At 55.9% G+C, this 23164-nt stretch carries 22 protein-coding genes; 9 read left to right on the plus strand and 13 right to left on the minus strand.

What is annotated here, in order from left to right:
* Nucleotides 1-121 precede the first annotated feature (121 nt).
* Nucleotides 122-1108 (minus strand): hypothetical protein, encoded by a 987-nt coding sequence (locus SB13_RS05435; RefSeq protein WP_026739377.1) that lies wholly within the window; start codon nt 1106-1108, stop codon nt 122-124.
* Nucleotides 1109-1382: 274 nt separating this feature from the next.
* On the opposite strand from SB13_RS05435, the gene SB13_RS05440 reads away from it, so the two are divergent.
* From SB13_RS05440 to rnd, 5 genes are all read left to right on the plus strand, one after another.
* On the plus strand, nt 1383-3305 hold the full coding sequence (locus SB13_RS05440; protein WP_026739378.1) for an ATP-dependent DNA helicase: 1923 nt from the start codon (nt 1383-1385) through the stop codon (nt 3303-3305).
* 63 nt (nt 3306-3368) lie between these two features.
* A complete protein-coding gene (tsaB, locus tag SB13_RS05445; protein WP_026739379.1) occupies nt 3369-4070 on the plus strand; it encodes a tRNA (adenosine(37)-N6)-threonylcarbamoyltransferase complex dimerization subunit type 1 TsaB in 702 nt (233 codons plus the stop codon).
* A 66-nt stretch (nt 4071-4136) separates the two neighbouring features.
* Nucleotides 4137-4751, plus strand: a complete 615-nt coding sequence (locus tag SB13_RS05450; RefSeq protein WP_051616426.1) for a Slp family lipoprotein — start codon at nt 4137-4139, stop codon at nt 4749-4751.
* A gap of 246 nt (nt 4752-4997) precedes the next feature.
* Nucleotides 4998-6671 (plus strand): long-chain-fatty-acid--CoA ligase FadD, encoded by a 1674-nt coding sequence (fadD, locus tag SB13_RS05455; protein ID WP_026739381.1) that lies wholly within the window; start codon nt 4998-5000, stop codon nt 6669-6671.
* 262 nt (nt 6672-6933) lie between these two features.
* Nucleotides 6934-8055, plus strand: coding sequence for a ribonuclease D (rnd, locus tag SB13_RS05460; RefSeq protein ID WP_026739382.1), 1122 nt, complete (start codon nt 6934-6936; stop codon nt 8053-8055).
* A gap of 193 nt (nt 8056-8248) precedes the next feature.
* Here rnd and minE read toward each other — a convergent pair whose 3' ends face one another.
* The 3 genes from minE to minC all read right to left on the minus strand — a co-directional run bounded on the left by minE (nt 8249) and on the right by minC (nt 10039).
* Nucleotides 8249-8518, minus strand: coding sequence for a cell division topological specificity factor MinE (gene minE, locus SB13_RS05465; protein WP_026739383.1), 270 nt, complete (start codon nt 8516-8518; stop codon nt 8249-8251).
* A 3-nt stretch (nt 8519-8521) separates the two neighbouring features.
* On the minus strand, nt 8522-9334 hold the full coding sequence (gene minD / locus SB13_RS05470; RefSeq protein WP_026739384.1) for a septum site-determining protein MinD: 813 nt from the start codon (nt 9332-9334) through the stop codon (nt 8522-8524).
* 21 nt (nt 9335-9355) lie between these two features.
* Nucleotides 9356-10039 (minus strand): septum site-determining protein MinC, encoded by a 684-nt coding sequence (gene minC, locus SB13_RS05475; protein WP_026739385.1) that lies wholly within the window; start codon nt 10037-10039, stop codon nt 9356-9358.
* A gap of 136 nt (nt 10040-10175) precedes the next feature.
* Between minC and SB13_RS05480 the strand changes: the two genes are divergently transcribed.
* From SB13_RS05480 to SB13_RS05490, 3 genes are all read left to right on the plus strand, one after another.
* The gene (locus tag SB13_RS05480) at nt 10176-10448 is read left to right on the plus strand and encodes a YcgL domain-containing protein (RefSeq protein ID WP_026739386.1); all 273 of its coding nucleotides are present in this window, start codon (nt 10176-10178) and stop codon (nt 10446-10448) included.
* 341 nt (nt 10449-10789) lie between these two features.
* On the plus strand, nt 10790-11446 hold the full coding sequence (locus tag SB13_RS05485) for a fumarylacetoacetate hydrolase family protein (RefSeq protein ID WP_026739387.1): 657 nt from the start codon (nt 10790-10792) through the stop codon (nt 11444-11446).
* 101 nt (nt 11447-11547) lie between these two features.
* The gene (locus SB13_RS05490) at nt 11548-11994 is read left to right on the plus strand and encodes a YcgN family cysteine cluster protein (protein ID WP_026739388.1); all 447 of its coding nucleotides are present in this window, start codon (nt 11548-11550) and stop codon (nt 11992-11994) included.
* Between the two features lie 235 nt (nt 11995-12229).
* Here the strand turns inward: SB13_RS05490 and SB13_RS05495 are convergent, their stop codons facing one another.
* From SB13_RS05495 to dsbB, 4 genes are all read right to left on the minus strand, one after another.
* Complete coding sequence (locus tag SB13_RS05495) at nt 12230-12793, minus strand: hypothetical protein (RefSeq protein ID WP_026739389.1); 564 nt, start codon at nt 12791-12793, stop codon at nt 12230-12232.
* A 384-nt stretch (nt 12794-13177) separates the two neighbouring features.
* Nucleotides 13178-13432, minus strand: a complete 255-nt coding sequence (locus tag SB13_RS05500) for a hypothetical protein (protein WP_026739390.1) — start codon at nt 13430-13432, stop codon at nt 13178-13180.
* 248 nt (nt 13433-13680) lie between these two features.
* Nucleotides 13681-14136 carry a cupin domain-containing protein gene (locus SB13_RS05505; RefSeq protein WP_026739391.1) on the minus strand — a complete coding sequence of 152 codons (456 nt, stop codon included), beginning with the start codon at nt 14134-14136 and terminating at the stop codon, nt 13681-13683.
* Nucleotides 14137-14382: 246 nt separating this feature from the next.
* Nucleotides 14383-14913, minus strand: a complete 531-nt coding sequence (gene dsbB / locus SB13_RS05510; RefSeq protein ID WP_026739392.1) for a disulfide bond formation protein DsbB — start codon at nt 14911-14913, stop codon at nt 14383-14385.
* A gap of 639 nt (nt 14914-15552) precedes the next feature.
* On the opposite strand from dsbB, the gene fadR reads away from it, so the two are divergent.
* Complete coding sequence (gene fadR / locus SB13_RS05515; RefSeq protein ID WP_026739393.1) at nt 15553-16272, plus strand: fatty acid metabolism transcriptional regulator FadR; 720 nt, start codon at nt 15553-15555, stop codon at nt 16270-16272.
* Between the two features lie 66 nt (nt 16273-16338).
* On the opposite strand, the gene SB13_RS05520 is transcribed toward fadR, so the two are convergent.
* From SB13_RS05520 to SB13_RS05540, 5 genes are all read right to left on the minus strand, one after another.
* Entirely contained in the window at nt 16339-17871 is a 1533-nt protein-coding gene (locus tag SB13_RS05520) for a SpoVR family protein (protein ID WP_026739394.1), read from the minus strand.
* A gap of 321 nt (nt 17872-18192) precedes the next feature.
* A complete protein-coding gene (locus tag SB13_RS05525) occupies nt 18193-19956 on the minus strand; it encodes an ABC transporter permease subunit (RefSeq protein ID WP_026739395.1) in 1764 nt (587 codons plus the stop codon).
* A complete protein-coding gene (locus SB13_RS05530) occupies nt 19953-21473 on the minus strand; it encodes an ABC transporter substrate-binding protein (RefSeq protein WP_026739396.1) in 1521 nt (506 codons plus the stop codon). Before SB13_RS05530 ends, SB13_RS05525 begins: the two co-directional genes overlap by 4 nt.
* Before the next feature lie 2 nt (nt 21474-21475).
* The gene (locus SB13_RS05535; RefSeq protein ID WP_026739397.1) at nt 21476-22297 is read right to left on the minus strand and encodes an ABC transporter ATP-binding protein; all 822 of its coding nucleotides are present in this window, start codon (nt 22295-22297) and stop codon (nt 21476-21478) included.
* A gap of 4 nt (nt 22298-22301) precedes the next feature.
* Nucleotides 22302-23093, minus strand: coding sequence for an ATP-binding cassette domain-containing protein (locus tag SB13_RS05540; RefSeq protein ID WP_152545801.1), 792 nt, complete (start codon nt 23091-23093; stop codon nt 22302-22304).
* Nucleotides 23094-23164 lie beyond the last annotated feature (71 nt).

Here is a 23164-nt window from a genome sequence, read left to right on the forward strand (position 1 = left end):
TGTCCCGTGACGCTGGAGTTTTTGCACGTTGGTTCCCCATTGGATTACTGCGTTGAAGGGGAGTGAACCTTTCGCATTCCTGCTCGCCAATTGACCCCTTTAATGTTGTGTGGTCGGCACGTCAGGGAGTGTATTGCCCCTGAGGAGAGAGCGTACAGCGCTCAATGATATTAGGTCTGATACCGAGAACGCCGGCGCCACGAAGGCGATAGGCACTCCCCTCCGTCATGTTAATCAAGCTAATGACCTTATGCGTTTGGCTCGGTAATCGCTGTGCCAAAATGGATTTCTTTTCTTTGTTTTCATAAAGACAACGAACATGGTCGTTGATGGCCATAAACGGCGGCGCGCACGTCAAATGCACGGGGTTGTGTATGGAAGAATCACCCCGGTTCCAGCACATGATCAGAGAGCGATGACTACAGGTAAAGAAGAAAGCTTTGTAGTGGACTTCATTCTCTCCTTTCCTTGCACTCCATGACATGTCCTGTACGTGATTCACATTGCCTTCCAGCAGGAGATCGCTGTCTTTTACCTGACTACGCCACTGCTCATCGAGTTCTTTGACGACGGGATGTGTCGTGTTAGTCGGCGGCGAAGTAAAAAAACGCATGTCCCGGCTCTTCACTCGGGCGAGATATTTCAACGACAGGGTATTGAACGGATGATAAAACGCGAACAGGTTGGGAAGCGTGACTGACGCTCCTATCGCCGCGAATATGCCGACCATCGCTGCGATCGTGGCAACGGCGGGGGAAGGATGAAAAAAAACGCAAAACGCGATGGCGGCAAGCAACGTTATCAATGACGACACGATGCTCTGAATCAGTATCGGTCCCGCTTTCTGAGACGCGTTTTCAGGTTCGAGTATCAAACCGCTGTCATCGGCTATCCAGTGTATCCAATAGCTCCCGTCATAGAGTTGATGGGCGCAAAAATACCAGTTGCCCGTGGTGGATAAGCGGTCGAATTGCTCGGGATGTGCATAGTTTAGTTTGTGGGTATAAAAAACGTTCCCTTGATAAATGACGCGCAGATAATCGCCGAACCGGTCTCCGTTGGGGGTGAATGACGTGCTGGGGATCGTAAAGGTGTGAAGCTGATTCAAAATGAAAATCCCTGTTCTCTAAGTGTTTAGCGTCGCCATTTTAGCTTGCGCCCCCCGAGGATAAAACCTTGAACCGGCTCAGTCCTTTTGGCCCTGACCATTCGGCGCCGCCCGGCTGTAGGCGTGTTCCGCCGTTCAACTCGTCCTTTTTGCGCGTCTCCAAAAGCGGCTGTCGGGCATATTAAGGTGGAGGCCGGGGAGCGAGCTTGGCATAATCCTCCCACTCGCATCGGCGCCGCCGGTGCCGAACTAGCCTCCAGCAAAGAGAGAAAGCGTGTCTGCAGCAGCAAACGAGATTGATGATTTTGCCCCTGAGGGCGCATTGGCAAAGGCCATCAAGGGATTCAAACCTCGAGAGCCGCAGCGGCAGATGGCGGCCGCCGTCGCCGACGCCATTGCCCGGCAAAAGCCGCTGGTGGTCGAGGCGGGAACCGGAACGGGCAAAACCTACGCTTACCTGGCGCCCGCGCTCCGGGCCGAAAAAAAGGTGATTATCTCCACCGGCTCTAAAGCTTTGCAGGACCAGCTCTACAGCCGCGATCTGCCGACCGTGGCGCGTGCGCTCAACTATCCCGGTAAACTGGCGCTGCTGAAAGGGCGCTCCAACTATCTGTGCATTGAACGGCTGGAACAGCAGTCGATGACGGGGGGCGATCTTTCCAAGGATAACCTGCGAGAGTTGGTCAAGCTGCGGGGCTGGTCCTCGCTGACCGAAGACGGCGATACCAGCGCCTGCCGCGACGTGCCGGAAGACAGCCACATCTGGCCGTTGGTTACCAGTACTAATGACAACTGCCTTGGCAATGACTGCCCGCACTATAAAGAGTGCTTCGTGGTCAAAGCTCGCCGCCGGGCGATGGATGCGGATGTCGTAGTGGTCAACCACCATCTGTATCTGGCCGACCGGGTTGTTAAAGAGAGTGGTTTTGCGGAGTTGATCCCCGACGGTGACGTCGTAATTTTCGACGAAGCCCATCAAATTCCCGATATCGCCAGTCAATATTTCGGTCAGCAGCTGAGCAGCCGACAGTTGTTCGATTTGGCGCGCGATATGATCATCGCCTATCGCACAGAAGTGCGCGATGCGGCCCAGTTGCAGAAAAGCGCGGACCGGCTGTCGCAAAGCACGCAGGATCTTCGGCTGGCGTTGGGCGATCCCGGTTATCGCGGCAACCTTCGTGACGTTGTCACTGACGCCGGGCTGCAGCGAGCGCTGCTGCTGCTCGATGATGCGTTGGAACTGTGTTATGACGTCGCTAAGCTCTCTCTCGGGCGCTCCACACTGCTGGATGCCGCATTCGAACGCGCTACCCTTTACCGCCATCGGCTAAAACGGCTGCTGGATGTGCAACAGCCTGGTTACAGCTACTGGTATGAATGCACCAGTCGTCATTTCGTGCTGGCGTTAACGCCGCTGTCGGTGTCCGACCGTTTTCATGAAGTGATGAAAGAGAGAGCCGCGAGCTGGATCTTTACTTCCGCCACGTTATCCGTGAACGAAAAAATGGATCATTTCACCGCCCGATTGGGACTGGAAGAAGCGGAAACGTTGCTGCTGCCGAGCCCCTTCGACTATGCCCGCCAGGCGCTGCTGTGCGTCCCGCGTTTCCTGCCGGAANCCGCGCGTCGGGGCAGCGGTAAGCAGCTGGCGCAGATGTTGACGCCGCTGATTCAGGCGAATCAGGGACGCTGCTTTATGCTGTGCACCTCGCATTTGATGATGCGTGAGCTGGCGGCGGAGTTCCGCGCCAGCCTGACCCTGCCGGTATTACTGCAGGGCGAGACCAGTAAAACCCAATTGCTGTCGCAGTTTCTGGCGGCGGGCAACGCGCTGCTGGTGGCGACCAGCAGTTTTTGGGAGGGGGTGGACGTACGCGGCGATGCGCTCTCCTGCGTCATCATCGATAAACTGCCGTTCACCTCGCCGGACGATCCGCTACTGAAAGCGCGGATGGAGGATTGCCGCCTGCGCGGGGGCGACCCGTTCAATGACGTGCAACTGCCAGACGCGGTTATCACCCTGAAGCAGGGCGTGGGACGGCTGATCCGCGACGTCGACGATCGCGGCGTACTGGTCATCTGCGACAACCGTCTGGTGATGCGACCTTACGGCGAAGTCTTTCTCAATAGTTTGCCGCCTGCGCCGCGCACGCGAAGCCTGCCGCAGGCGGTGGATTTCCTGACGCGCAAAGCGTAGCGGCGTTCCGACTCTGTGCTATCATGCGCGCCGTTATACGTTTATTTCCCGCCTGAGGTTGGCATGTCTACGCGAATTTTAGCGCTTGATACCGCAACGGAAGCCTGTTCCGTTGCCTTGTGGAATGAAGGTGAAGTCCACGCATTGTTTGAAGTTTGTCCCCGCGAACATACCCAGCGTATTTTGCCGATGGTTCAGCAGATCCTGAGCGAACAGGGCCTGACGCTGAGCGATATGGATGCCCTAGCGTTTGGTCTTGGCCCCGGCAGTTTTACCGGCGTGCGTATCGGCATCGGCATCGCGCAGGGGCTGGCGCTAGGGGCGGACCTGCCGATGATCGGCGTGTCTACGCTGGCTACGCTGGCGCAAGGCGCCTTTCGACTGACCGGCGCCAACCAGGTCCTCACGGCGATAGATGCCCGCATGAGCGAAGTCTACTGGGCGCAGTATCGCCGCGATGAGCAGGGCATCTGGCGCGGTGAGGATACGGAAGCCGTGCTTGCGCCCGCGCAGGTGCAGACGCAGACGGCGGCGCTCAACGGTGAGTGGGCGACGGCTGGCACCGGCTGGCAGACATACCCCGAATTGACCCGTCCCGCCGATGCGGCGCTGCAAGATAGCCTATATCTGTTGCCGCAGGCGGAAGATATGTTGCCGCTGGCCTTACAGCACTGGCAATCGGGCGCGACATTACGCGTTGAGCAGGCCCAGCCGCGCTATCTGCGCAATGAAGTCGCCTGGAAAAAATTGCCGGGCCGTGAATAACCAATAACCGCAACTTATTGCATGACTTATAGTCAAATCATCAGGCTATTAAATAAGGTACATGCTATGTCGAGTGAACGGCAGTGGAGTCGTCGAGTGAAGCGCGTTGTCTGCAGGTCGGGCCGCTATGGGCTGCTGCTGCTTTCGCTGGGCGCGTTGACCGCGTGCGTCACCGTCCCCGAGTCTTTGCGTGGGACATCGGAAACGCCGCAGATGGATTTAGTCCGGGTGATGAGCGCGCCCGCGGTTTACGTGGGTCAGGAGTCACGCCTGGGCGGACGGGTGGTGGCGGTGAGCAACGAGGCGAATCGCACCCGCCTCGAAATTAGCAGCATGCCGTTGGATGCCGGCGCCCGACCAATTTTAGGGGTGCCATCGGAAGGTCGTTTCGTCGCTTACGTCAACGGTTTCCTCGAGCCGACGGATTTTAACCAGCAACTGGTCACCGTCGTAGGGCCTATTACCGGTTCCGAACAGGGCAAGATAGGCAATCGTCCTTACCATTTTGTCGTGGTGCAGGCCGACCGATATAAACGCTGGCGTGTCGTGCAGCAACTGGCGCCGTCCGCGGGGATGTACGATCCCTGGTGGGGATATCGCGGCCGTCCCGGTTGGGGACCGCGCTGGGGATGGGACGACGGGTCGGGACCGGCCAGACTGGAAACGATCGTGACGGAATAGCCGTGCTGCAACCAGTTGTCCTTCCGCATGACGATGTAAGGTGCGTTTCGCGTGTGGAGGGGGCTAACCGGTTGGCGAGTTCCGGCGCACTGATGAACTAGGGTGACTGCGGTCGCCTTATTTTTTGTGAATGATGGCATAGGCGATTACCTATTTACCGAAGGACGAGTACGTCGCTTGTGGGAGTGATGTGACATCTCGAACACCGTCCCGTTCGCCGCCTGAGAAGACCTATGGAGTGAAGTCTTGGAAAAAATTTGGTTAGCGCGCTATCCGACCGATGTTCCCGCAGAGATCGATCCGGATCGCTATTCGTCATTGATGGAACTATTCGAAAATTCGATGGCGCGAAATGCCGATCGTCCAGCGTTTATCAATATGGGCGAGACGATGACCTTTCGTCAGTTGGAACAGCGCAGCCGGGCATTTGCCGCCTATTTACAGCACCAGCTCAAATTGAAGAAGGGCGACCGCGTCGCGCTGATGATGCCTAACCTGCTGCAATATCCGATTGCGCTATTCGGCATCCTCAGAGCAGGTATGGTCGTGGTGAACATTAATCCGCTATACACCCCGCGTGAGCTGGAGCACCAGTTAAACGACAGCGGCGCCAGCGCGATGGTGATAGTGTCCAACTTTGCCCATACGCTGGAAAAAGTGGTGTTCAACACCCCGGTGAAGCACGTGATCCTGACCCGTATGGGGGATCAGCTTTCGGCCGCCAAAGGCACGCTGGTCAATTTCGTCGTCAAATACATCAAGCGGCTGGTGCCGAAATATCATCTTCCCGACGCCATCTCCTTTCGCAGCGTGCTGCAACAGGGCAAACAGATGCCCTATGTCCGTCCTGAACTGGATCGCGGCGATTTGGCCTTCCTGCAATACACCGGCGGAACCAGCGGCGTGTCCAAGGGCGCTATGCTGACGCATCGCAACCTGCTGGCTAATTTGACTCAAATCCGCGCCGCCTATGGTTCGTTGCTGCACGAAGGCAACGATTTGGTGGTGACGGCATTGCCGCTGTATCACATTTTTGCGCTCCTCGTGAACTGCCTGTTGTTCATCGAAATGGGCGGTCAGAACTTGCTCATTACCAACCCGAGAGATATTCCAGGGATGGTCAAAGAGTTAGCCCGTCATCCGTTTACCGTTATCAGCGGCGTCAATACGCTGTTCAATGCACTCTTGAACAACGACGAATTTCATCGGCTGAACTTTTCGACGCTGCACCTCTCCGTGGGCGGCGGCGCGTCGGTACAGCAGGCGGTGGCTGAACGCTGGGAGGCGCTGACCGGCAACCATTTGCTGGAAGGATACGGACTGACGGAAAGCTCGCCGCTGGTCACCGGCAATCCCTACGACATGCAGCAGTACACCGGCAGCGTCGGGTTGCCTATTCCTTCAACGGAGGTTCGCATCGTCGATGAAAACGCGAATGATGTGGCGCTGGGTGATGCGGGAGAGCTATGGGTTCGTGGGCCTCAGGTCATGAAGGGCTACTGGAATCAGCCGGAGGAAACGGCGGCGGTGCTTAAAGACGGATGGCTGGCTACAGGTGACATTGTCACGTCGGACGAGCAGGGGTTTTTACGCATCGTCGACCGTAAAAAAGACATGATTCTGGTTTCGGGGTTTAACGTCTATCCGAATGAGATTGAAGATGTCATCGTCCGTCATCCTGACGTGGTGGAAGCGGCTGCGGTTGGTGTGCCGAGCGAGATATCGGGCGAAGCGGTGAAGGTGTTTGTCGTCCGTCGTCCCGGCAGCGTGCTGGAAACGGAAGCGCTGATTGCCCACTGCCGTCGCTATTTGACGGGTTATAAGGTGCCTCGTCAGTTCGAATTTCGCGATGAATTGCCGAAATCTAACGTCGGCAAAATTTTGCGGCGTGAACTTCGGGATCAAACCAAACCGTCCTAGGCTATTGTTATATCAGATTGTTTACGGGTCGTTAGCAGGTTATGGTTTACCCCGTCACGTGTGCATTCAGTCATCCGCGATGGACGCCCCGAATTAACCTGAATATGAATGCACTGCGCGGCAACCTTGAGTCATTGGGGTTGCCGATGTTTTGTCTTCGTACGATTTGCGATTTTACGCTCTCATGTCAGGCGCGCCGGCCTTCTCCGACGCGCCTTTTATCGCCATGACCATTGTTGGACATAACCAAGAGAATGATGTTTTGAATTATCAGTTGATCACTACCGATGCCGGGTTATCACAGGTTTGCGCGCAGGCGCGCGCTACAACGCAGGTGGCGCTGGACACCGAATTTGTCCGTACACGCACTTATTATCCGCAGTTGGGACTGATTCAACTGTACGACGGCGAAACGCTGTCGCTGATCGACCCCCTCCCGATCGAAGACTGGACGCCGTTTAAAGCGTTGCTCGGCGACGCCAATGTCACCAAATTTCTGCATGCGGGCAGCGAAGATCTGGAAGTGTTCCTGAACGCGTTTGGCTGTGTGCCGACGCCGTTTATCGACACGCAGATTCTGGCTGCGTTTTTAGGTAAGCCGTTGTCCTACGGGTTTGCTGCGCTGGTGGCGGATTATCAGCAGGTGACGCTTGATAAAAGCGAATCCCGCACGGACTGGATGGCGCGTCCGTTGAGCCAGAAACAGTGCGACTACGCGGCGGCCGATGTGTTCTATCTGCTGCCGATGGCCAAAACGCTGGTGGAGCAGACGGAGGCAAGCGGCTGGATGGAGGCGGCGATGGATGAGTGCCTGCTACTGTGCCGCCGACGTCAGGACATTCTGGCGCCGGAACTGGCTTACCGCGAGATAAGCAACGCCTGGCAGCTGCGAGGCCGACAGCTGGCCTGTCTGCAGCGTCTGGCCGACTGGCGTCTGCGCAAAGCGCGCGAACGCGACAGCGCGGTCAACTTTGTCGTGCGCGAGGAGCATCTGTGGCAGGTGGCACGTCATCTGCCGACGTCGCTGGGCGAGTTGGATTCGCTGGGGCTGAGCGGACCGGAAATTCGCTATCACGGCAAAACGTTGCTTGCACTCGTCGCGGAAACGGCTGCATTGAATGAGGCCGACTTCCCGCCGCCGGTGGCGAATCTGCTGGATTACCCCGGTTACAAGGCGGTATTCAAAGAGATCAAAGCGTTGATACAGGCGACCAGCGCCAGCAGCGGATTATCCGCAGAACTGCTGGCTTCCCGCCGTCAGATTAATCGTCTGCTCAACTGGTACTGGAAACTGTCCATCGGGGGGAATACGCCCGAACTGGTCAGCGGCTGGCGCAATACGCTGTTCGGCGATGCGCTGCGGGCTATTTTGAACCGCGATTAAGACTAAAGGCGTTGCAGGCGTTGGCGTTGACTGGCGTTTGCAATGTCCTGACACCGCAGGAAAGGGCATTACTCGCTTGATCTCTTGGCAGGGGGCGTGCTGAGAATGCGGGGAACAAAGACGAGAAAGGCGAATCGCCGCGAACCGCCCCGAATATGCTTAGCACGTATCGGACGCGGCCGCGGCGCGATGGTTACTTCGGCGTTTCTTCCGCTTCCGGCAAGGTGACGTTAAGTTCCAGAACGGAAATATCGTCGCCTTTTTGTTCCAGTTGGACGGACACCATTTGCGGGTCAATCTGCACGTATTTGCAGATCACTTCCAGAATGTCTCGTTTCAACTGTGGCAGATAATGGGGTTCGCTGTCCCCACGGCGCCGCTCCGCGACAATAATTTGCAGCCGTTCCTTGGCGATATTGGCTGTCGCTTTTTTGCGGGACAGAAAGAAATCGAGTAAGGCCATGGTTTACCCCCCAAAAAGTCGTTTGAGGAAGCTCTTCTTCTCTTCCTCGATAAAGCGGTAAGGGCGTTCTTCACCCAGTAAGCGATCTACTGTGTCGGCATAGGCTTTACCAGCATCGGCCGAATCATCCAGGATTACCGGCTCGCCCTGGTTNGATGCGCGCAATACCGACTGATCTTCGGGAATGACGCCCAGCAGCGGAATCCGCAGAATTTCCAGTACGTCCTCCATGCTCAGCATATCGCCACGGCTGACGCGGCCTGGATTGTAACGGGTCAACAACAGATGCTCTTTGATCGGTTCTTCGCCGCGTTCGGCGCGGCGTGATTTGGATGACAAAATGCCAAGAATTCGGTCGGAGTCACGTACGGATGAGACTTCCGGGTTGGTGGTAATCACCGCTTCGTCCGCAAAGTAGAGTGCCATCAGCGCGCCGGTTTCGATCCCCGCCGGCGAATCGCAGACCACGAAGTCGAAATTCATTTCATTCAGGCCGTCCAGCACTTTTTCGACGCCTTCACGTGTCAGCGCGTCTTTGTCACGGGTCTGAGAGGCGGGGAGGATGTACAGATTTTCAGTGCGCTTATCTTTAATCAGCGCCTGATTCAGCGTCGCATCACCTTGAATGACATTGACGAAATCGTAAACAACGCGGCGCTCGCATCCCATGATCAGGTCAAGGTTGCGCAGGCCGATATCAAAGTCGATGACAACTGTCTTTTTGCCTTTTTGGGCTAAACCGGTAGCAATGGCCGCGCTTGAAGTAGTCTTGCCAACGCCCCCTTTACCCGATGTAACAACGATGATGCGTGCCATAAATGATTCCTTGATAAGGGCTTAGTCTAGAGTTTGTATGTTCAGAACATTGTCCAGCAGGTTGAGATTTACCCGTGCAGCCTGCCCAAAAAAATCTTGCGGTATCTGGTCACTGAGCCAGTATCGGCCCGCGATGGATACCAACTCTGCGGCCAGATGGGTGCAGAAGATCTGACTGTCAACATCGCCAGAAACACCTGCCAGGGCTCGGCCCCGCATCATGCCGTAAATGTGTATATTGCCGTCTGCGATAATTTCGGCGCCCGCACTCACGCTGCTGGTGACGATGAGATCGCAGTTACGCGCATAAATCTGTTGCCCGGAACGAACGGGCGCGCTGATCACCTTGGTTTTCACCGGCTCCGGAGGCGGGGCGGCGGGTTCAGTGGCCCGGCGCTCTTTACCTTCGTTCAACAGTGGGAGACCCGCGCGGACGATAGCTTGTTTGAGCTGCTCGTCCTTGCAGCCGCTCACGCCGACCACGCGCAGACCAGAAGCGGCAACGGCTTGCTGTAGCGTCACCCAATCGGTGTCGGCGGTCAGTGTTGAGACATTGATGACAACGGGCGCGTTTTTAAGAAACGCGGGAGCCTGTTCGATTTTTTCCTGCAGGGCTTGATAAATTACCTCGGGTTGAGATTCATGCAAATGAACCACCGATAAGGTAAAGCTGCTGCCTTTTAACTCAATTGGCGATTGTGACATCTATCCTGACTCAGTTTCGGCATCTTTAAACCCCCAGAGTAACATTTAACTATGATATTCCAGAGCGCTATAAGCATGTTATAGTCACCTGTATATACAGGCAATACACGATACCCATTTAATTTAGAGTAAAAATATGTTTTGTGCGATCTATAGAAGTAACAAACGGGATCAGACATATCTCTATGTCGAAAAAAAAGACGATTTTTCGCGCATTCCTGAAACGCTGATGAAAAGTTTCGGCGCGCCGACTTTCGTGATGCTTTTACCGTTGGATGGACGGAAAAAACTGGCTTCGGCTGATATCGACAAGGTGCGGCAATCGCTTAAAGAACAAGGATTTTATCTTCAGGTGCCCCCGCCGCCGGAAAACCTGCTAAATATACATCATGGGTCGGTTGAAAAATAATAGGGTTATTATTTTCGGACAATACCTTATCGCCACGAGATATTAATCAGCTCGTAACGAAAAATAGTCAGGTCGCAAATTAATCTCTGTACTGACTTTTATTCGGGCTGCATTTCATTCCCTGATTTTATATACAGTAATTTGCCGGTTTAATTGTTTATCCGTCCTTATTGGGCTTCTCTGAGGGACTTTTTTTCCTTAAGGATAAAGACGGACTCCGACGACATTTTCGCTCACGTTTGTGTGCTTATCTTTTTGTCATCACTATCGGTATGATGGGGAGCCTGGCGCCGCGGGCGTGCCAGGGTCAATATCTCAACAGACAGGTCAGGAGATGATGCATGTATCAGCACAGAGACTGGCAGGGGGCGTTACTGGACTTCCCTGCGAATAAAGTAGTGTGTGTCGGCAGCAACTATTCCGAACACGTCCGGGAAATGGGCAGCGCCACTTTTCCAGAGCCGGTGTTGTTTATCAAACCGGAAACGGCGATCTGCGATCTACGTCAGCCCTTAGCGATTCCCGGCGACTTGGGAGCGGTACACCATGAAATCGAACTGGCCGTTCTGATCGGCACACCGCTAAAGCACGCGAATGAAGACCGTGTCGCTCGGGCCATCACTGGCTATGGCGTGGCGCTGGATCTGACGCTGCGCGAACTACAGGCCTCCTTTAAGAAGGCCGGTCAGCCGTGGGAAAAGGCGAAGGGCTTCGATGGGTCTTGTCCGATATCCGGTTTCATTCCTGTTGCAGAATTCGGGGACCCGCAGAATACCGATCTGACTCTGAGCATCAACGGCGAAGTGCGGCAGCAGGGAAATACGCGCGACATGATAACGCCGATTTTACCGTTGATTGCCTACATGAGCCGCTTCTTCACCCTGCGGGCAGGGGATATTATTCTGACCGGGACACCGCAGGGCGTCGGGCCGCTGCAGTCGGGCGATGCGCTGAAAATTACCTTGAATGATAAAGAGCTGGAAACCCGCGTGATTTAATCAACATCAGGCCATCTGTCCTGTGCGGCAGGTGGCTTCTCCTTATTACCTCGTTAAACATGTTAGACGGGCCGTTTCCCGTCACCTTGGATACTATTGCAATGAATCAATCACCTTTTTGGCAACACAAAACGCTGGCGGAAATGTCTGATGAAGAGTGGGAAGCCCTCTGCGACGGCTGCGGCCGCTGTTGCCTGAATAAGCTTATTGATGCGGATACTGAAGAGCTTTACTTCACCAATGTCGCCTGTAATCAGCTGAACATAAAAAGTTGCCAATGCCGCAACTACGCCCGTCGGTTCGAGTACGAACCGGACTGCATCAAGCTGACAAGGGAAAATCTGTTGTCCTTCGAATGGCTGCCAGAAACCTGTGCTTACCGCCGGATCCATGAAGGCAAAGGTCTCGCGAGTTGGCACCCCCTGATTGCCGGTTCAAAACAGGCAATGCATCAGGAACGTATCTCGGTGCGCAATATCGCCGTCCGCGAGCGTGACGTCGTCGACTGGCAAGACCATATTCTGAACAAACCGGATTGGGCGCGGTAACCTTAAGATAACGATGGGGACAGCTGCTGCGGGGGGCATGCATGTGGCACCTGTGGGGCAATATCCGGCAGGTTTGCGGGCAGGATGTGGCGCTGACCCGCGCAATGACGAGTCCTCTTTGCTCCTAAAACGCTAGGGCACTGTGAGCAGATTTCTGGCCGATGCGTCGTCCAACATGAGAGCGCGTCCGATGCTGCCGGCGTTCGCATTAGGGCGCATTAACGCGAGCGATTGATCATACTTTCGCGCTGTGTTGGGCGTGTTGACCGATTGACTTCAGCATCCTCAATCTGATCAATCCGCTTACGGGTCTGATAAGGTACCAGTAAGGAGCAAATTTACGCTGTGCGTTTTTATCCAGGCAGAGGATCCGTGTCTCTGTTCTCAACCGAGTAGACCTGTTGCCTAATCGCTCAATGGAGAAGCTCAGGGCGAGTTTGGCTGAGGCTGGCTCGCTGAAGGCGAAAAAATCGTCTGCATCAACGAGTGGGGTTTGACCGTAATCCGATCTCCAAAATTTCCCCGCCAATCCAAACACAATATCCTGATCGCTTCTTTGTTCTAAAATCGTGAAATTTTCCATATTGAAGGGTTTTCGTGACGCAAAATCCTTGCCCTGTAGCCGGTCAAGTAGTCGTATTGGCAGTTCGCGCAGAGTAATGGCACTCCGGAATAAATAATCGTTATCGGGTCGGTAGTTAAGCACCGCTGCCATCACATGTTCAGGTGTTGAAGAGACGTTCAATGCGTGTCTTTCGCTGAAATGATAGGTAGGTAAGTACGCATCAATTAAGTCCATGTTGATTTCCCAATGAAGACGTTGGTGGAGGGGGAATGTTTCGTGCTGTGAAACATGTGGGCATACCTGCAGGTGGTCAGATCCGACGCCCCGAATAGAGCACATAAGGATAAAGCGCAGAGTATACCAGTACTCAGATCACGAATATCCCTGAATCAACCTTGCGGATTATGGGGCGCCGTCGGCGCTGTTGGCAGAATGCCTGGGCATGGTACGGAATACCCCCGTGGTTGACGTCACAAACTATGGAAGTATTCATAACTGATGTGCGGGTTCGTGTTTTGATGTTGTGGGGCATGCCTTGAATGACACGCGTATCAACACGGTTTAGGCTTGCCCCTCGGCTATGACGACATTAAGTGCGGCAAAATGGGCCGCGCGCTGTTACTCCTCGTCGGTTTTCTTGACCGTCCCCAGTTTGATGGTTTCAACAATCATATCGTTGATATCCTCCGCCACCGCAGCGGCATCCTCATCGTCCAGCTTGGACAAATGCTCATAGTCAGATTTCACCACCCGTGTTTCCGCAAGCTTTCTTAGGCTCTCTCTTTGCTCGTCGTTCATGATGGAAATCATGAATCCAATGACGGTTCGCAGCGCGGTGACTTCTTTTAAAAGATAGAGATCGGCAGTAATCATGGTTGGTATGTCCCATTGAATGGCGATGGAGTGTAACCCTCAATATAGCGCATAAATTCAAGGGGTATTAATGCGCAGAGGAACAGCCGTCAGCGGTAATAAATGCGTGCGGTGGACCGCGTGAAGGTGAAGCGTCAGGCGGCGAAGAGACTGGGGGGAGGTGGAAAACGCGCAGCGCCTATCGTTTTAGCGCTCGCGAGGTCGCAATAAAAAGCCCTGAAAAACAGGGCTTTCATCACTAAGAAACTTTATTTGTCGGACGTAAAGTAGTCTTTGTCGCCTTCCATCGGAATGTAGGCGCGGACCCACTCATTGCCGTCAATGATTTCCCAGCTATGGCCAGGACCTTTCAGATCTTCCGCCAACAGGACAGTACCCGGCGCGATGATGAAAGTAGAGCCGTTGCTGACTTTAAATTTCAGCGTGCCTTTCAGCGTGATCACGTACTGCTTTCTCGGGGCGGCATGGGTATTTTTTTCCCAGTCCTCGGTCGAGTTGCTGATCCAAAATTTTTGTGTCGGGATCTTTTCCAGCGCAGGAATACTGCCTTTAACAAAGCTGGAATTGTCGCCTTCGACGTTGATAAGTTTGATTGCGGGGATTCTGACTTCTTCTGCGACTGTGACCTTGCCAGATTCACAGTAGCCTTTCAGGGACACGGCCAAAGCTGCAGCCATAAACAGGAACGCTTTTGCTTTTTTCATCTACTCGAGCCTAAAAAGATAATGGTTTTATTAGCCTGAATATAGTCAGGCTGGCGGAAGATGTTAGAGGAAAGCGATAAAAACGCCATCAATCGCTGCCAGTGGTAAAACCGATGAAACGGCGGTCGGTCTAAGACCTGAGAAGGGCAGTTGAAAGACGAATCGGGGGGGAAGAGGAATGTGGTTTGGGACGAAGACGGCCCGGCTGAGCGTTGACAGGCAGCCGGGCGGTAGAGCGAAAGGGGATTAGTGGAACAGGTCGCGGCGTTTGGGTCTGAACAGCTGAGCAATCAGCACCAGCGCGCAAACCAGCAGATAGGCGCCGAAGATCACGATCATCCACTGCGGCATTTCCAGTCCCATAAAGTGCCACTGACGTTCGGCACAGTCACCCGAGGCGCTGAACACGGCCGGGACCCATTTGTCCAAAGGCAGCCATGAAGGGAAGTTGACGAAAAAGTCGCAGGTGGCGAAAGGCGAAGGGTGAAGCTGAATATCGGTATGTTTCAGCGCCAGCAGCAGTCCTTCGAAAGCGCTGTAAAGCCACAGTGCGATGGCCGGTAAACGAATCACGACGCTGCCTGGCGCAATAGCGCCGACAAGTCCGGCCGCCATGACGCCAAACAGCGCGTTACGTTGATAAATGCAGAGAACGCAGGGCTTCAACAGCATCACATGCTGAAAATAGAGCGCGATCAGTTCGAAGATTAGGCTGGTCAGCGCCAGAAGCAGCCAGGCCGCCCGGCCATGTGAGCAACGGTTTAAATATCGCAACATCAGCAGCATAAAAGTATTCCATGCAAAACGTTCGAATTATAACAGCGCTATCAATTTCGCTGTCCTCACAAAGAGTGATGCTCTCAGTAATAACGACTGTCTGAGAGAAGAAATCATCTTTTCTTCAGGGCGGGAATTTTTCGCCGTGCAGCGCATACTCTTTTGTTTTTAAAGGTGATATCAGCAAGAAACGGATGTTTTCACCTGAGAGTTACTATACACGATATAGGCGGGTGGATGGACTGGCGCGGCAGGTTATATCGGCAGCGATCACAACAAATATGTGTCAGGCTGTAAATTGTCAGGCGAAGGCGGCGTTATCGTAGCCCTTTACCTTCAAGGCATGACGAATGACCCCGATAAATCAACCCTGAAGACCCACCAAAAAAGAAAAGCTGCCCAGGATGTGTTCCACGTCATAACTCGGCATTTTTCTCCCCCTTAAAACTTCTTACAATATAAAATAAGCCCCTAATAAGAATTTCTCGGTGATGTGAGCCTCAGTGTCGCTGTCTGAGCCGGTGTGCGGGGGTTCGCTACTGGATTGTTTTGTCACTCCCGGAAACTATGTGATGGTAAAGGGGTTTGTTATGATGATGTTTACTTTCTTAGGTAAGCATCGCTACGGAATATAAACTTATGGTTATAAAGGCGCAAAGTCCGGCGGGATTCGCGGAAGAGTATATTGTTGAAAGTATATGGAATAATCGTTTCCCCCCTGGAACCCTCCTGCCAGCAGAAAGGGAATTATCCGAGCTCATTGGCGTAACGCGTACCACGCTGCGGGAAGTGTTGCAGCGTCTGGCTCGTGACGGTTGGCTGACCATACAGCACGGAAAGCCGACCAAGGTAAATAACTTCTGGGAAACCTCCGGTCTGAACATCCTGGAAACGTTGGCACGTCTCGACCATGATCGCGTGCCGCAGCTCGTCGACAACCTCCTGTCTGCGCGAACGAATATCGCGGGCATTTTCATTCGGACCGCGGTGCGTCAGCATCCCGAACAGGCGCTGGAAATTCTTCAGCAGGCCGATACCGTGAGCGATACACCGGATGCTTTTGCAGAACTGGATTACACGATATTTCGGGGACTGGCGTTTGTTTCGTCCAACCCGATTTATAGCCTGATTCTAAACGGGTTAAGAGGGTTGTATATTCGGGTCGCTCGCTACTATTTTTCCAATCTCGACGCTCGCGAGCTGGCGCTTAAGTTTTATCGCCAACTCGGTGTCCTGTGCCGTGAAGGTCGCTACGAACAGGTGCCGGAAACCGTGCGCGAGTACGGTAAACAAAGCGGCGCCATCTGGCATGGTATGCAGAACGCCATTCCGCACGATTTGGCCGGGGGCGGCCGCTGATCTGAGCGAATAAAAAAACGGGTAACCCTGTCAAAGCGGTTACCCATTTTTTTATCTGTCGGACGGCTAGGGCTGATTACGAGGCGGGCAGCGGTCGATCAATTCTACGCTGCCATCTTCATTCAACTGCTCCATAAATACTTCAAATCCCCACAGTCGATACACGTGTTTCATGACCTCATGACTGCTCTTGTCGAGTGGGGCCCGGTTTTGCGGGATATAGCGTAGCGTCATTGAGCGGCTGCCGCGCAGATCAACATTCCAAATCTGTATGTTGGGTTCAATATTGCTCAGATTGTACTGCGCGGAGAGCTCCTGACGGATCTTCTTGTAGCCTTCCTCATTATGGATCGCCGCAATCTCCAGATAGTTATTGCTGTCATCATCCAGCACGGTGAACAACCGGAAATCACGCATCACTTTCGGCGACAGGAACTGGCTGATGAAGCTTTCGTCTTTGAAGTTCTGCATCGCGAAATGCAGCGTATCCAGCCAGTCCGCACCGGCGATGTCCGGGAACCAATGGCGGTCTTCCTCCGTGGGTTCCTGACAGATACGTTTGATATCCTGAAACATGGCGAAGCCCAGCGCATAGGGGTTGATGCCGCTGTAATAAGGGCTGTTGTAGGGCGGTTGATAAACCACGTTGGTGTGGCTGTGCAGAAACTCCATCATAAAGCGATCGGAGACTTTGCCCTCGTCGTACAGATGATTAAGGATTGTGTAATGCCAGAAGGTGGCCCAGCCTTCGTTCATCACCTGCGTCTGCTTCTGCGGATAAAAGTACTGACTGACCTTCCGCACGATGCGCAGCACTTCACGCTGCCAAGGTTCCAGCAGCGGCGCGTTCTTCTCCATGAAGTAGAGCAGGTTTTCCTGCGGTTCTGCCGGATAACGCGGCGTTTTTTCCGGCGCGGATTCGAGTTCGCGCCGTGGCAGGGTCTTCCAGAGGTCGTTCACCTGACTTTGCAGATAGGCTTCACGACTTTTCTGCCGTAGCTGCTCCTCTTCGAGCGAAATTTTCTGCGGACGCTTATAACGGTCCACGCCGTAATTCATCAAGGCGTGACATGAGTCGAGCAGGCGTTCCACTTCGACCACGCCATAGCGCTCTTCACAGCGTGCGATGTACTGGCGGGCGAAAATCAGGTAATCGACGATGGAGCTGGCGTCGGTCCAGCTGCGGAACAGGTAGTTGCCTTTGAAAAAGGAGTTATGGCCGTAGCAGGCGTGCGCGATGACCAGCGCCTGCATGGTCATGGTGTTCTCTTCCATCAGATAGGCGATACACGGGTTGGAATTGATGACGATTTCATAAGCCAATCCCTGCTGCCCGTGCTTATACAGTTGCTCGGTCTCGATAAACTTCTTGCCGAACGACCAGTGGGTATAGTTGATGGGCATGCCGATGCTGGAGTAAGCATCCATCATCTGCTCGGAAGTGATAATTTCAATCTGGTGGGGGTAGGTGTCTAACCGATATGACTTGGCAATCCGGTCGATTTCATCCAGATAGACCTGAAGCAAATCAAACGTCCAGTCTGGCCCATCGCTCAGACATTGTGGGCTTTTCACCCGATCATCAATTGATACAGCCATCTGCGCGCCCTCACAATTACTTGTCACCACATTATCGCGTGACACTGTTTAATCGTAGTTCAATCTGAAAAATCAGTGGCATGGATGTGTATTATCCGGTTGGCGAGTGATTCATCTTACGACGACGCCGCTTCACCCGCGTAATAAATAAAAGCTATATCAAAGAGGTTCCTGTCATCGGGGAAATCTGTCGGGATGTGGGGCGACGCGGGTCGTTGCGTGCCGGTGCCGGTTAAACGACGATGCTGGTTGGTGGAGTCTCACGACCCGGCCAGGGTATCCACCGGGCCGGACGCAAAATGAAGCTACGCTCACGAACCGTCAACGACGGGAGAGATGGCTGAGCGAGACCATGAGCACGGAGAGCAGAATCAATGCGCCGACCGGGGCAAGGACGCTCCAGGGCGCGCGTTCGACATACGGCATGCCTTCCGCCAGAATTCGGCCCCACTCCGGCGCGGGCGGCTGTTGCCCCAGCCCCAGAAAACCCAGTGAAGCCAATGCCAGCGCGATGCCGGGAAGGCGGAGCATGGCGTGGCGCACCAGCGGCCCCAACAGGCCCGGTAAGGTGTAACGCAACAGGCATTGACGGCGACCCATACCCAAAACGGGAGCGATGCGCACATAGGGACGCGCATGAATTTCGGTCACCAGCGCGGCGGTATGCGCGGCCAGCGGCGCCCAACTGACCAGCATGACGGCGACCGCCGCGCCGGTGATGGAGGGGCCGTACAGCGCGGCCACCCCCATTCCCGAAATGACCGGCGGCAGGGCGTTCGTCATTTCAATCGGTCCGTTAAACAGCCGGGGAAATAGGCCGATGCATAACCCGATCGCCAGACTCCCCAACGTGACGACCAGCGCGGTCGCCAAAGTGACGATCGCGCCGTGGGCGACGCGAGCCAACAGGTCGCGCCCGGTGGCGTCTGCGCCGAAAGGCAGCATGAGCGAAGGTGTTTGCAGGCGCATCAAGTCTGAAGAGAGCGGATCGCGCGGCAGCCCGGCGACCAACAGCAGCGCAAGCAAGCCTCCCGCCAGCGCAGGGATCCCGTAAGCGCCCGGACGAATAGGGCCTGAGTTTATCGGCACCGGCAGTGATGCTGTAGCGATCGCGCGGCCCAGCAGCGTCCGGCGCAGCAGCCCCATGCCGCCGCCCGCCGCCGTGGCGATCAGTAGCAGGAGTAGCATGCCGCACTGTAACGCAGGCAGATCCTGCGCGGCCGATGCGCCAAGCGTAGCGCGTCCCAAGCCGGGGATAGCGAAGACCTTTTCGACGGCAACCGCGCCGCCGGTCAATCCTACCAATACCAACCCGACCTGAGGCAGAACCGCAGGAAGCGCACGGCGCATCACCGCCAGCAGACACGCGGTGCGCGAGAATCCGGCGACGCTCCAGGTGATCAACCAAGGCTCGGCAAAGGTCGAGCTTAGTGTATCGCTGAAGAGCTTTCCAAGCAGACCTCCGGCGGGCAACCCCAACGCCAGCGCGGGCAGCACGGCGTACTCCCAGCCTCGCCAGCCGTAGGGCGGAAACCAGTGCAGCCACACGGCCCCGGCGAGCAGCAGAAAGGCCGCCAATAAAAACTCCGGCATGGCGGTGAGTGCGATGGCAATAAGCCCGCTGCCGCTCCGATTGTCGCCGCGTAGCCCCCTGATCACGGTGGGAGCGCACAGAAGCATCGTGACTAGCAGGGCGACGAATAGCGCGCAGCTCATCAGCAGCAACGAGACGCCGGCGGCTGCCAGCATGCCTGGCAGCACCGGGTTGCCGGAGACCCAGGAGACGCCAGCGTCGCCATGCAGCAGGCCGATGAGCCATTGCCACAATAGCTGCAACGGGCCTTGATCAAGCCCGTAATGCTGGCGGATTGCCGTTAGCGCTTCTTCCGTCGCTTCCTGCTCGCCGGAGCGCGCGCGCAGCAGGCTTAGCGCCGGATCGCCGCCGGAAAGCCAGGGCAAAAGCCCGATCAGCGTCACAATAGCCACGGCCGTCGCCAATCGAGACACCAGTGCGATCGCGGGTCTCGCAAGAAAAACGCGAGCAGAAGTGCGAGCGCAGGTCCGACATACTATCGGTTCGATCATGGCGTCGACGGCGCCTGATTGACCGTGGTCTGGCTGGTAATCAGCTCTCGCTCTCGCGGGTCGCGTATAACTTGACGCACCCGGTCGGACTCTCCCTGAATGACCCGCTCATGCAAGAGCGGTATGGCGGCATCGGTGGCGAGGATGCGCCTTTCGGCGCGCATGATGGCCTGACGACGGGCTTCGCCCGCAGGTATGCCTGCGGCCTCCTGCAATGCCTGATCGACGTCGGGGTGGCAGAGCTGCGAGAGGTTGAACGAACCGTGACAGGCGAAGTCGCTGTACAGGTAGGCCACCGGGTCGCCGGAGTCCAATACCGTCGCGCGGGACAGAATGAAGGCATCAAATTTCCCAGCGAGCGCATCGGACTCAATCTGGGCGTACTCGCGCACCTCCTGTTTAACGGTGAAACCGGCCGCGCTCAGTTGTTGCGCCAGATAAACGGCGACTTCCGGCAGTTCGGTACGGTCGCTAAAGGTCGCCAGCGTAATGGTCGCGCCATGCGGCGCCCCGGCGGGCGTCGGCGAGGTAATAGGTTGACGCAGCGGCGCCGCCCACTGCAACGCAGGTCCCAGCAGTCCGACCGCCGTATCCGCCCGCTGTTCGTATACGCCGTTAACCAACTCCGCGCGATTAATGGCGTCGCGTGCGGCGGCCCGTAGCGCCGGATCGCTAAACGCGCCCCGGCGGGTATTCAGGTATAGCGTGTTGGTGCGCGGCATCGGGACTTCATGCACGCGGGTCGGGTCCAGTAACGGCGCCTGAGAGACAGGGATCGCCTCGACGACATCCGCTGACCTGGTACGCAACGCGGCGGCGCGCGCCGCGCCGTCCGGTACAAAATCAACGTCAATCCCAGGCGCAGCGGCGGTCGTTCCCCAATAGCGATCAAAGCGATCGAGATGTGCGCTGGAGGTGCCGTTGACGCGGGTTAGCACAAACGGGCCAGTTCCGGCTTTGATGGGATTGACGACGCCATTTTTCCCGTAGGCGGCGGGCGACAGAATAGCTAACTGCGGACTCGATAAGCGCTGAGGCAGCAGGGGATCGCGGCGAGCGGTTTTGATGATGACGGCGCGATCGCCATCGGCGCGGATCGTCAGTTCGACGCCGTCCAAAATACGCGGTTTGGGAACGGCACGCGTCGCCGCCGTTAGCGCATTGACCACCGACGCCGCATCCATGGTGCGATCATCATGAAATTTAACGCCGGGACGCAACGTCAGATGCCAGGTCGTTTCGTCCAACGGGCGCCAGTGTGTCGCCAGCGCCGGCTGCGCGTCTCCGTTGGCATCAAGTTTTATTAGCGCTTCAGCGGTGCTCCAACGGGAGAGCTTAAAGGCGTCATCGCTGAAAGGCGACAAACCGGAGCGAGGCGGCAGCAGCATGGCCACCCGAATGCGCGGCGAGGCGGCGCCGTCTGCGGTCGGCGTTTCCCGATCGAAGCAACCGCCCAGCAGCAAACTGCCAATCAGTATGGTAGAGGCGGGACGTGGGAGAGGTAAAAGGAGGTTCATACTCAATCCTTCTTGTTTTCATCGCGCGTGGGCGACAGGTCGGTCGATAGCACGGGAACGGCGGCCAGCAGCGCGGCACTCTGGGCGTGAGCAGGGTGCGTCAAGAGCTGAGCGAGAGGACGATCTTCTACGATGCGGCCTTGATGCATCACCAACACCCGCTCGCATAGCGCTGCAACAGCGGAGATATCGTGCGAGACGATCAACAGGCCCATCTGGTGCTGGCGGGCAATCTGAGCCAGTAATGTGATGATCTGTTGGCGGAGCGGGAGGTCCAGTCCGCTGACCGGTTCATCGGCCAGCAGAAAGCGGGGTTTCAGCGCGATAGCGCGGGCAATGGCGACACGCTGGGCCTGTCCGCCGGAGAGTGCCTGCGCGTTTCTGGTCAGTAACTCCGGCGACAACGCCACCTGTTCACACGCCTCCTGCACGGCATCGGCTATCTTTCCGCGATAGCCTAGCCGTCGTAGCGGCTCGGCTATCAACTGGAATACGCTAAGATGCGGCGCCAGCGATCCCGCCGGATCTTGCGGGATGTACTGCACCCGCTGGCGATACCAGCGCAGGGCTGACGCGCGGCCGGGACGAACGAGTCGTCCCTCGCAGTAAATTTCGCCCTCGGTCAGCGTCTCCAGCGCCAGCATCGCTTTCAGCAACGTGGATTTACCTGAGCCGGAAGCCCCCACCAAACCCACGCGTTCCCCCTCGTCGAATTGCAGATTGATATCGCTCAGCGCCTGAGAGAAGCGCGGACGCTGAAGCCATCGACCGGGCTGCGGGTATTGGTGAGCCGCCCGCGACACCTGAAGAAACGGCGTGTTCATCGGATTAGCTCGCCCATTGCAGTGCTGGTGGCGATGGGATTGCCACCATTGGGTGCTGTTGCCGTGCGGCGTTAACCAATGCTCGCGTGTAGGCATGCCGCGGGTGGTCAAGTAGCGTACGGGTATCACCTTGTTCAACGATCTGACCGTCCATCATCACCAGCAGGCGATGACATAGTGCGGCGGCGACGGCAATGTCATGCGTGATAAACAGCAGCGCGGAATCTGAGTTGTCGCGGCTATAGGCCTGTAGCGTGTTCAGTACCTGTGCCTGTGAAATGACATCGAGCGCGGTGGTGGGTTCATCGGCAATCAACAGAGGACGTTGGCAGAGCAAGGCCAGTGCGAGGCATATGCGTTGACGCTGACCGCCAGAGAGTTCACCGGGGTAGCGTGAAAGCATGACGTCGGGATCGTCAAAGCCAACGGAAAGCAGTAGGGCGCGAAGCGGCTGAGGCGAGAGGTAGGGCGAATGCATGGCCATTCGCAGCTGTTTTTCGACGGTTACCAGTGGATTGAGCGCCGTCGAGGCGTCTTGAAAGATAGCGGCAGGGCGACTCTGGGCTGGACGACGCTGTATCGGGCTTTGGGCTATTTCCTCACCGCAGAGTCGAATGCTGCCGCAAACCTGGGTGCCGGCGGGGAGCGCGCCGAGCAGCGCCCGGGCGGTGAGCGACTTGCCGGAACCGGAGGCGCCCAGCAGGCCGACACTTTCGCCTGCGGCGACGGAAAAACTGACGCCGCGAACTTTGGTCTGGCCCTGAATCGCTAATTGCAGGCGGGTAACTTTTAGCACAGGTCGATCTCGCATCGCTTATTATTGATATGTGATAACATAACAATAATATCGTGAAAGATAAAGCTGCG

The sequence above is a fragment of the Lonsdalea quercina subsp. quercina genome, assembly GCF_000688695.1.
GTDB classification, from domain to species: domain Bacteria; phylum Pseudomonadota; class Gammaproteobacteria; order Enterobacterales; family Enterobacteriaceae; genus Lonsdalea; species Lonsdalea quercina_D.

Coding starts and splice junctions, on each gene's coding strand:
- tsaB (WP_026739379.1), top strand. CDS start 3,369: ATGTCTACGCGAATTTTAGCGCTTGATACCGCAACGGAAGCCTGTTCC.
- SB13_RS05450 (WP_051616426.1), top strand. CDS start 4,137: ATGTCGAGTGAACGGCAGTGGAGTCGTCGAGTGAAGCGCGTTGTCTGC.
- minE (WP_026739383.1), bottom strand. CDS start 8,518: ATGGCCTTACTCGATTTCTTTCTGTCCCGCAAAAAAGCGACAGCCAAT.
- minC (WP_026739385.1), bottom strand. CDS start 10,039: ATGTCACAATCGCCAATTGAGTTAAAAGGCAGCAGCTTTACCTTATCG.
- SB13_RS05480 (WP_026739386.1), top strand. CDS start 10,176: ATGTTTTGTGCGATCTATAGAAGTAACAAACGGGATCAGACATATCTC.
- SB13_RS05485 (WP_026739387.1), top strand. CDS start 10,790: ATGTATCAGCACAGAGACTGGCAGGGGGCGTTACTGGACTTCCCTGCG.
- SB13_RS05490 (WP_026739388.1), top strand. CDS start 11,548: ATGAATCAATCACCTTTTTGGCAACACAAAACGCTGGCGGAAATGTCT.
- SB13_RS05495 (WP_026739389.1), bottom strand. CDS start 12,793: ATGGACTTAATTGATGCGTACTTACCTACCTATCATTTCAGCGAAAGA.
- SB13_RS05500 (WP_026739390.1), bottom strand. CDS start 13,432: ATGATTACTGCCGATCTCTATCTTTTAAAAGAAGTCACCGCGCTGCGA.
- SB13_RS05505 (WP_026739391.1), bottom strand. CDS start 14,136: ATGAAAAAAGCAAAAGCGTTCCTGTTTATGGCTGCAGCTTTGGCCGTG.
- dsbB (WP_026739392.1), bottom strand. CDS start 14,913: ATGTTGCGATATTTAAACCGTTGCTCACATGGCCGGGCGGCCTGGCTG.
- fadR (WP_026739393.1), top strand. CDS start 15,553: ATGGTTATAAAGGCGCAAAGTCCGGCGGGATTCGCGGAAGAGTATATT.
- SB13_RS05520 (WP_026739394.1), bottom strand. CDS start 17,871: ATGGCTGTATCAATTGATGATCGGGTGAAAAGCCCACAATGTCTGAGC.
- SB13_RS05525 (WP_026739395.1), bottom strand. CDS start 19,956: ATGATCGAACCGATAGTATGTCGGACCTGCGCTCGCACTTCTGCTCGC.
- SB13_RS05530 (WP_026739396.1), bottom strand. CDS start 21,473: ATGAACCTCCTTTTACCTCTCCCACGTCCCGCCTCTACCATACTGATT.
- SB13_RS05535 (WP_026739397.1), bottom strand. CDS start 22,297: ATGAACACGCCGTTTCTTCAGGTGTCGCGGGCGGCTCACCAATACCCG.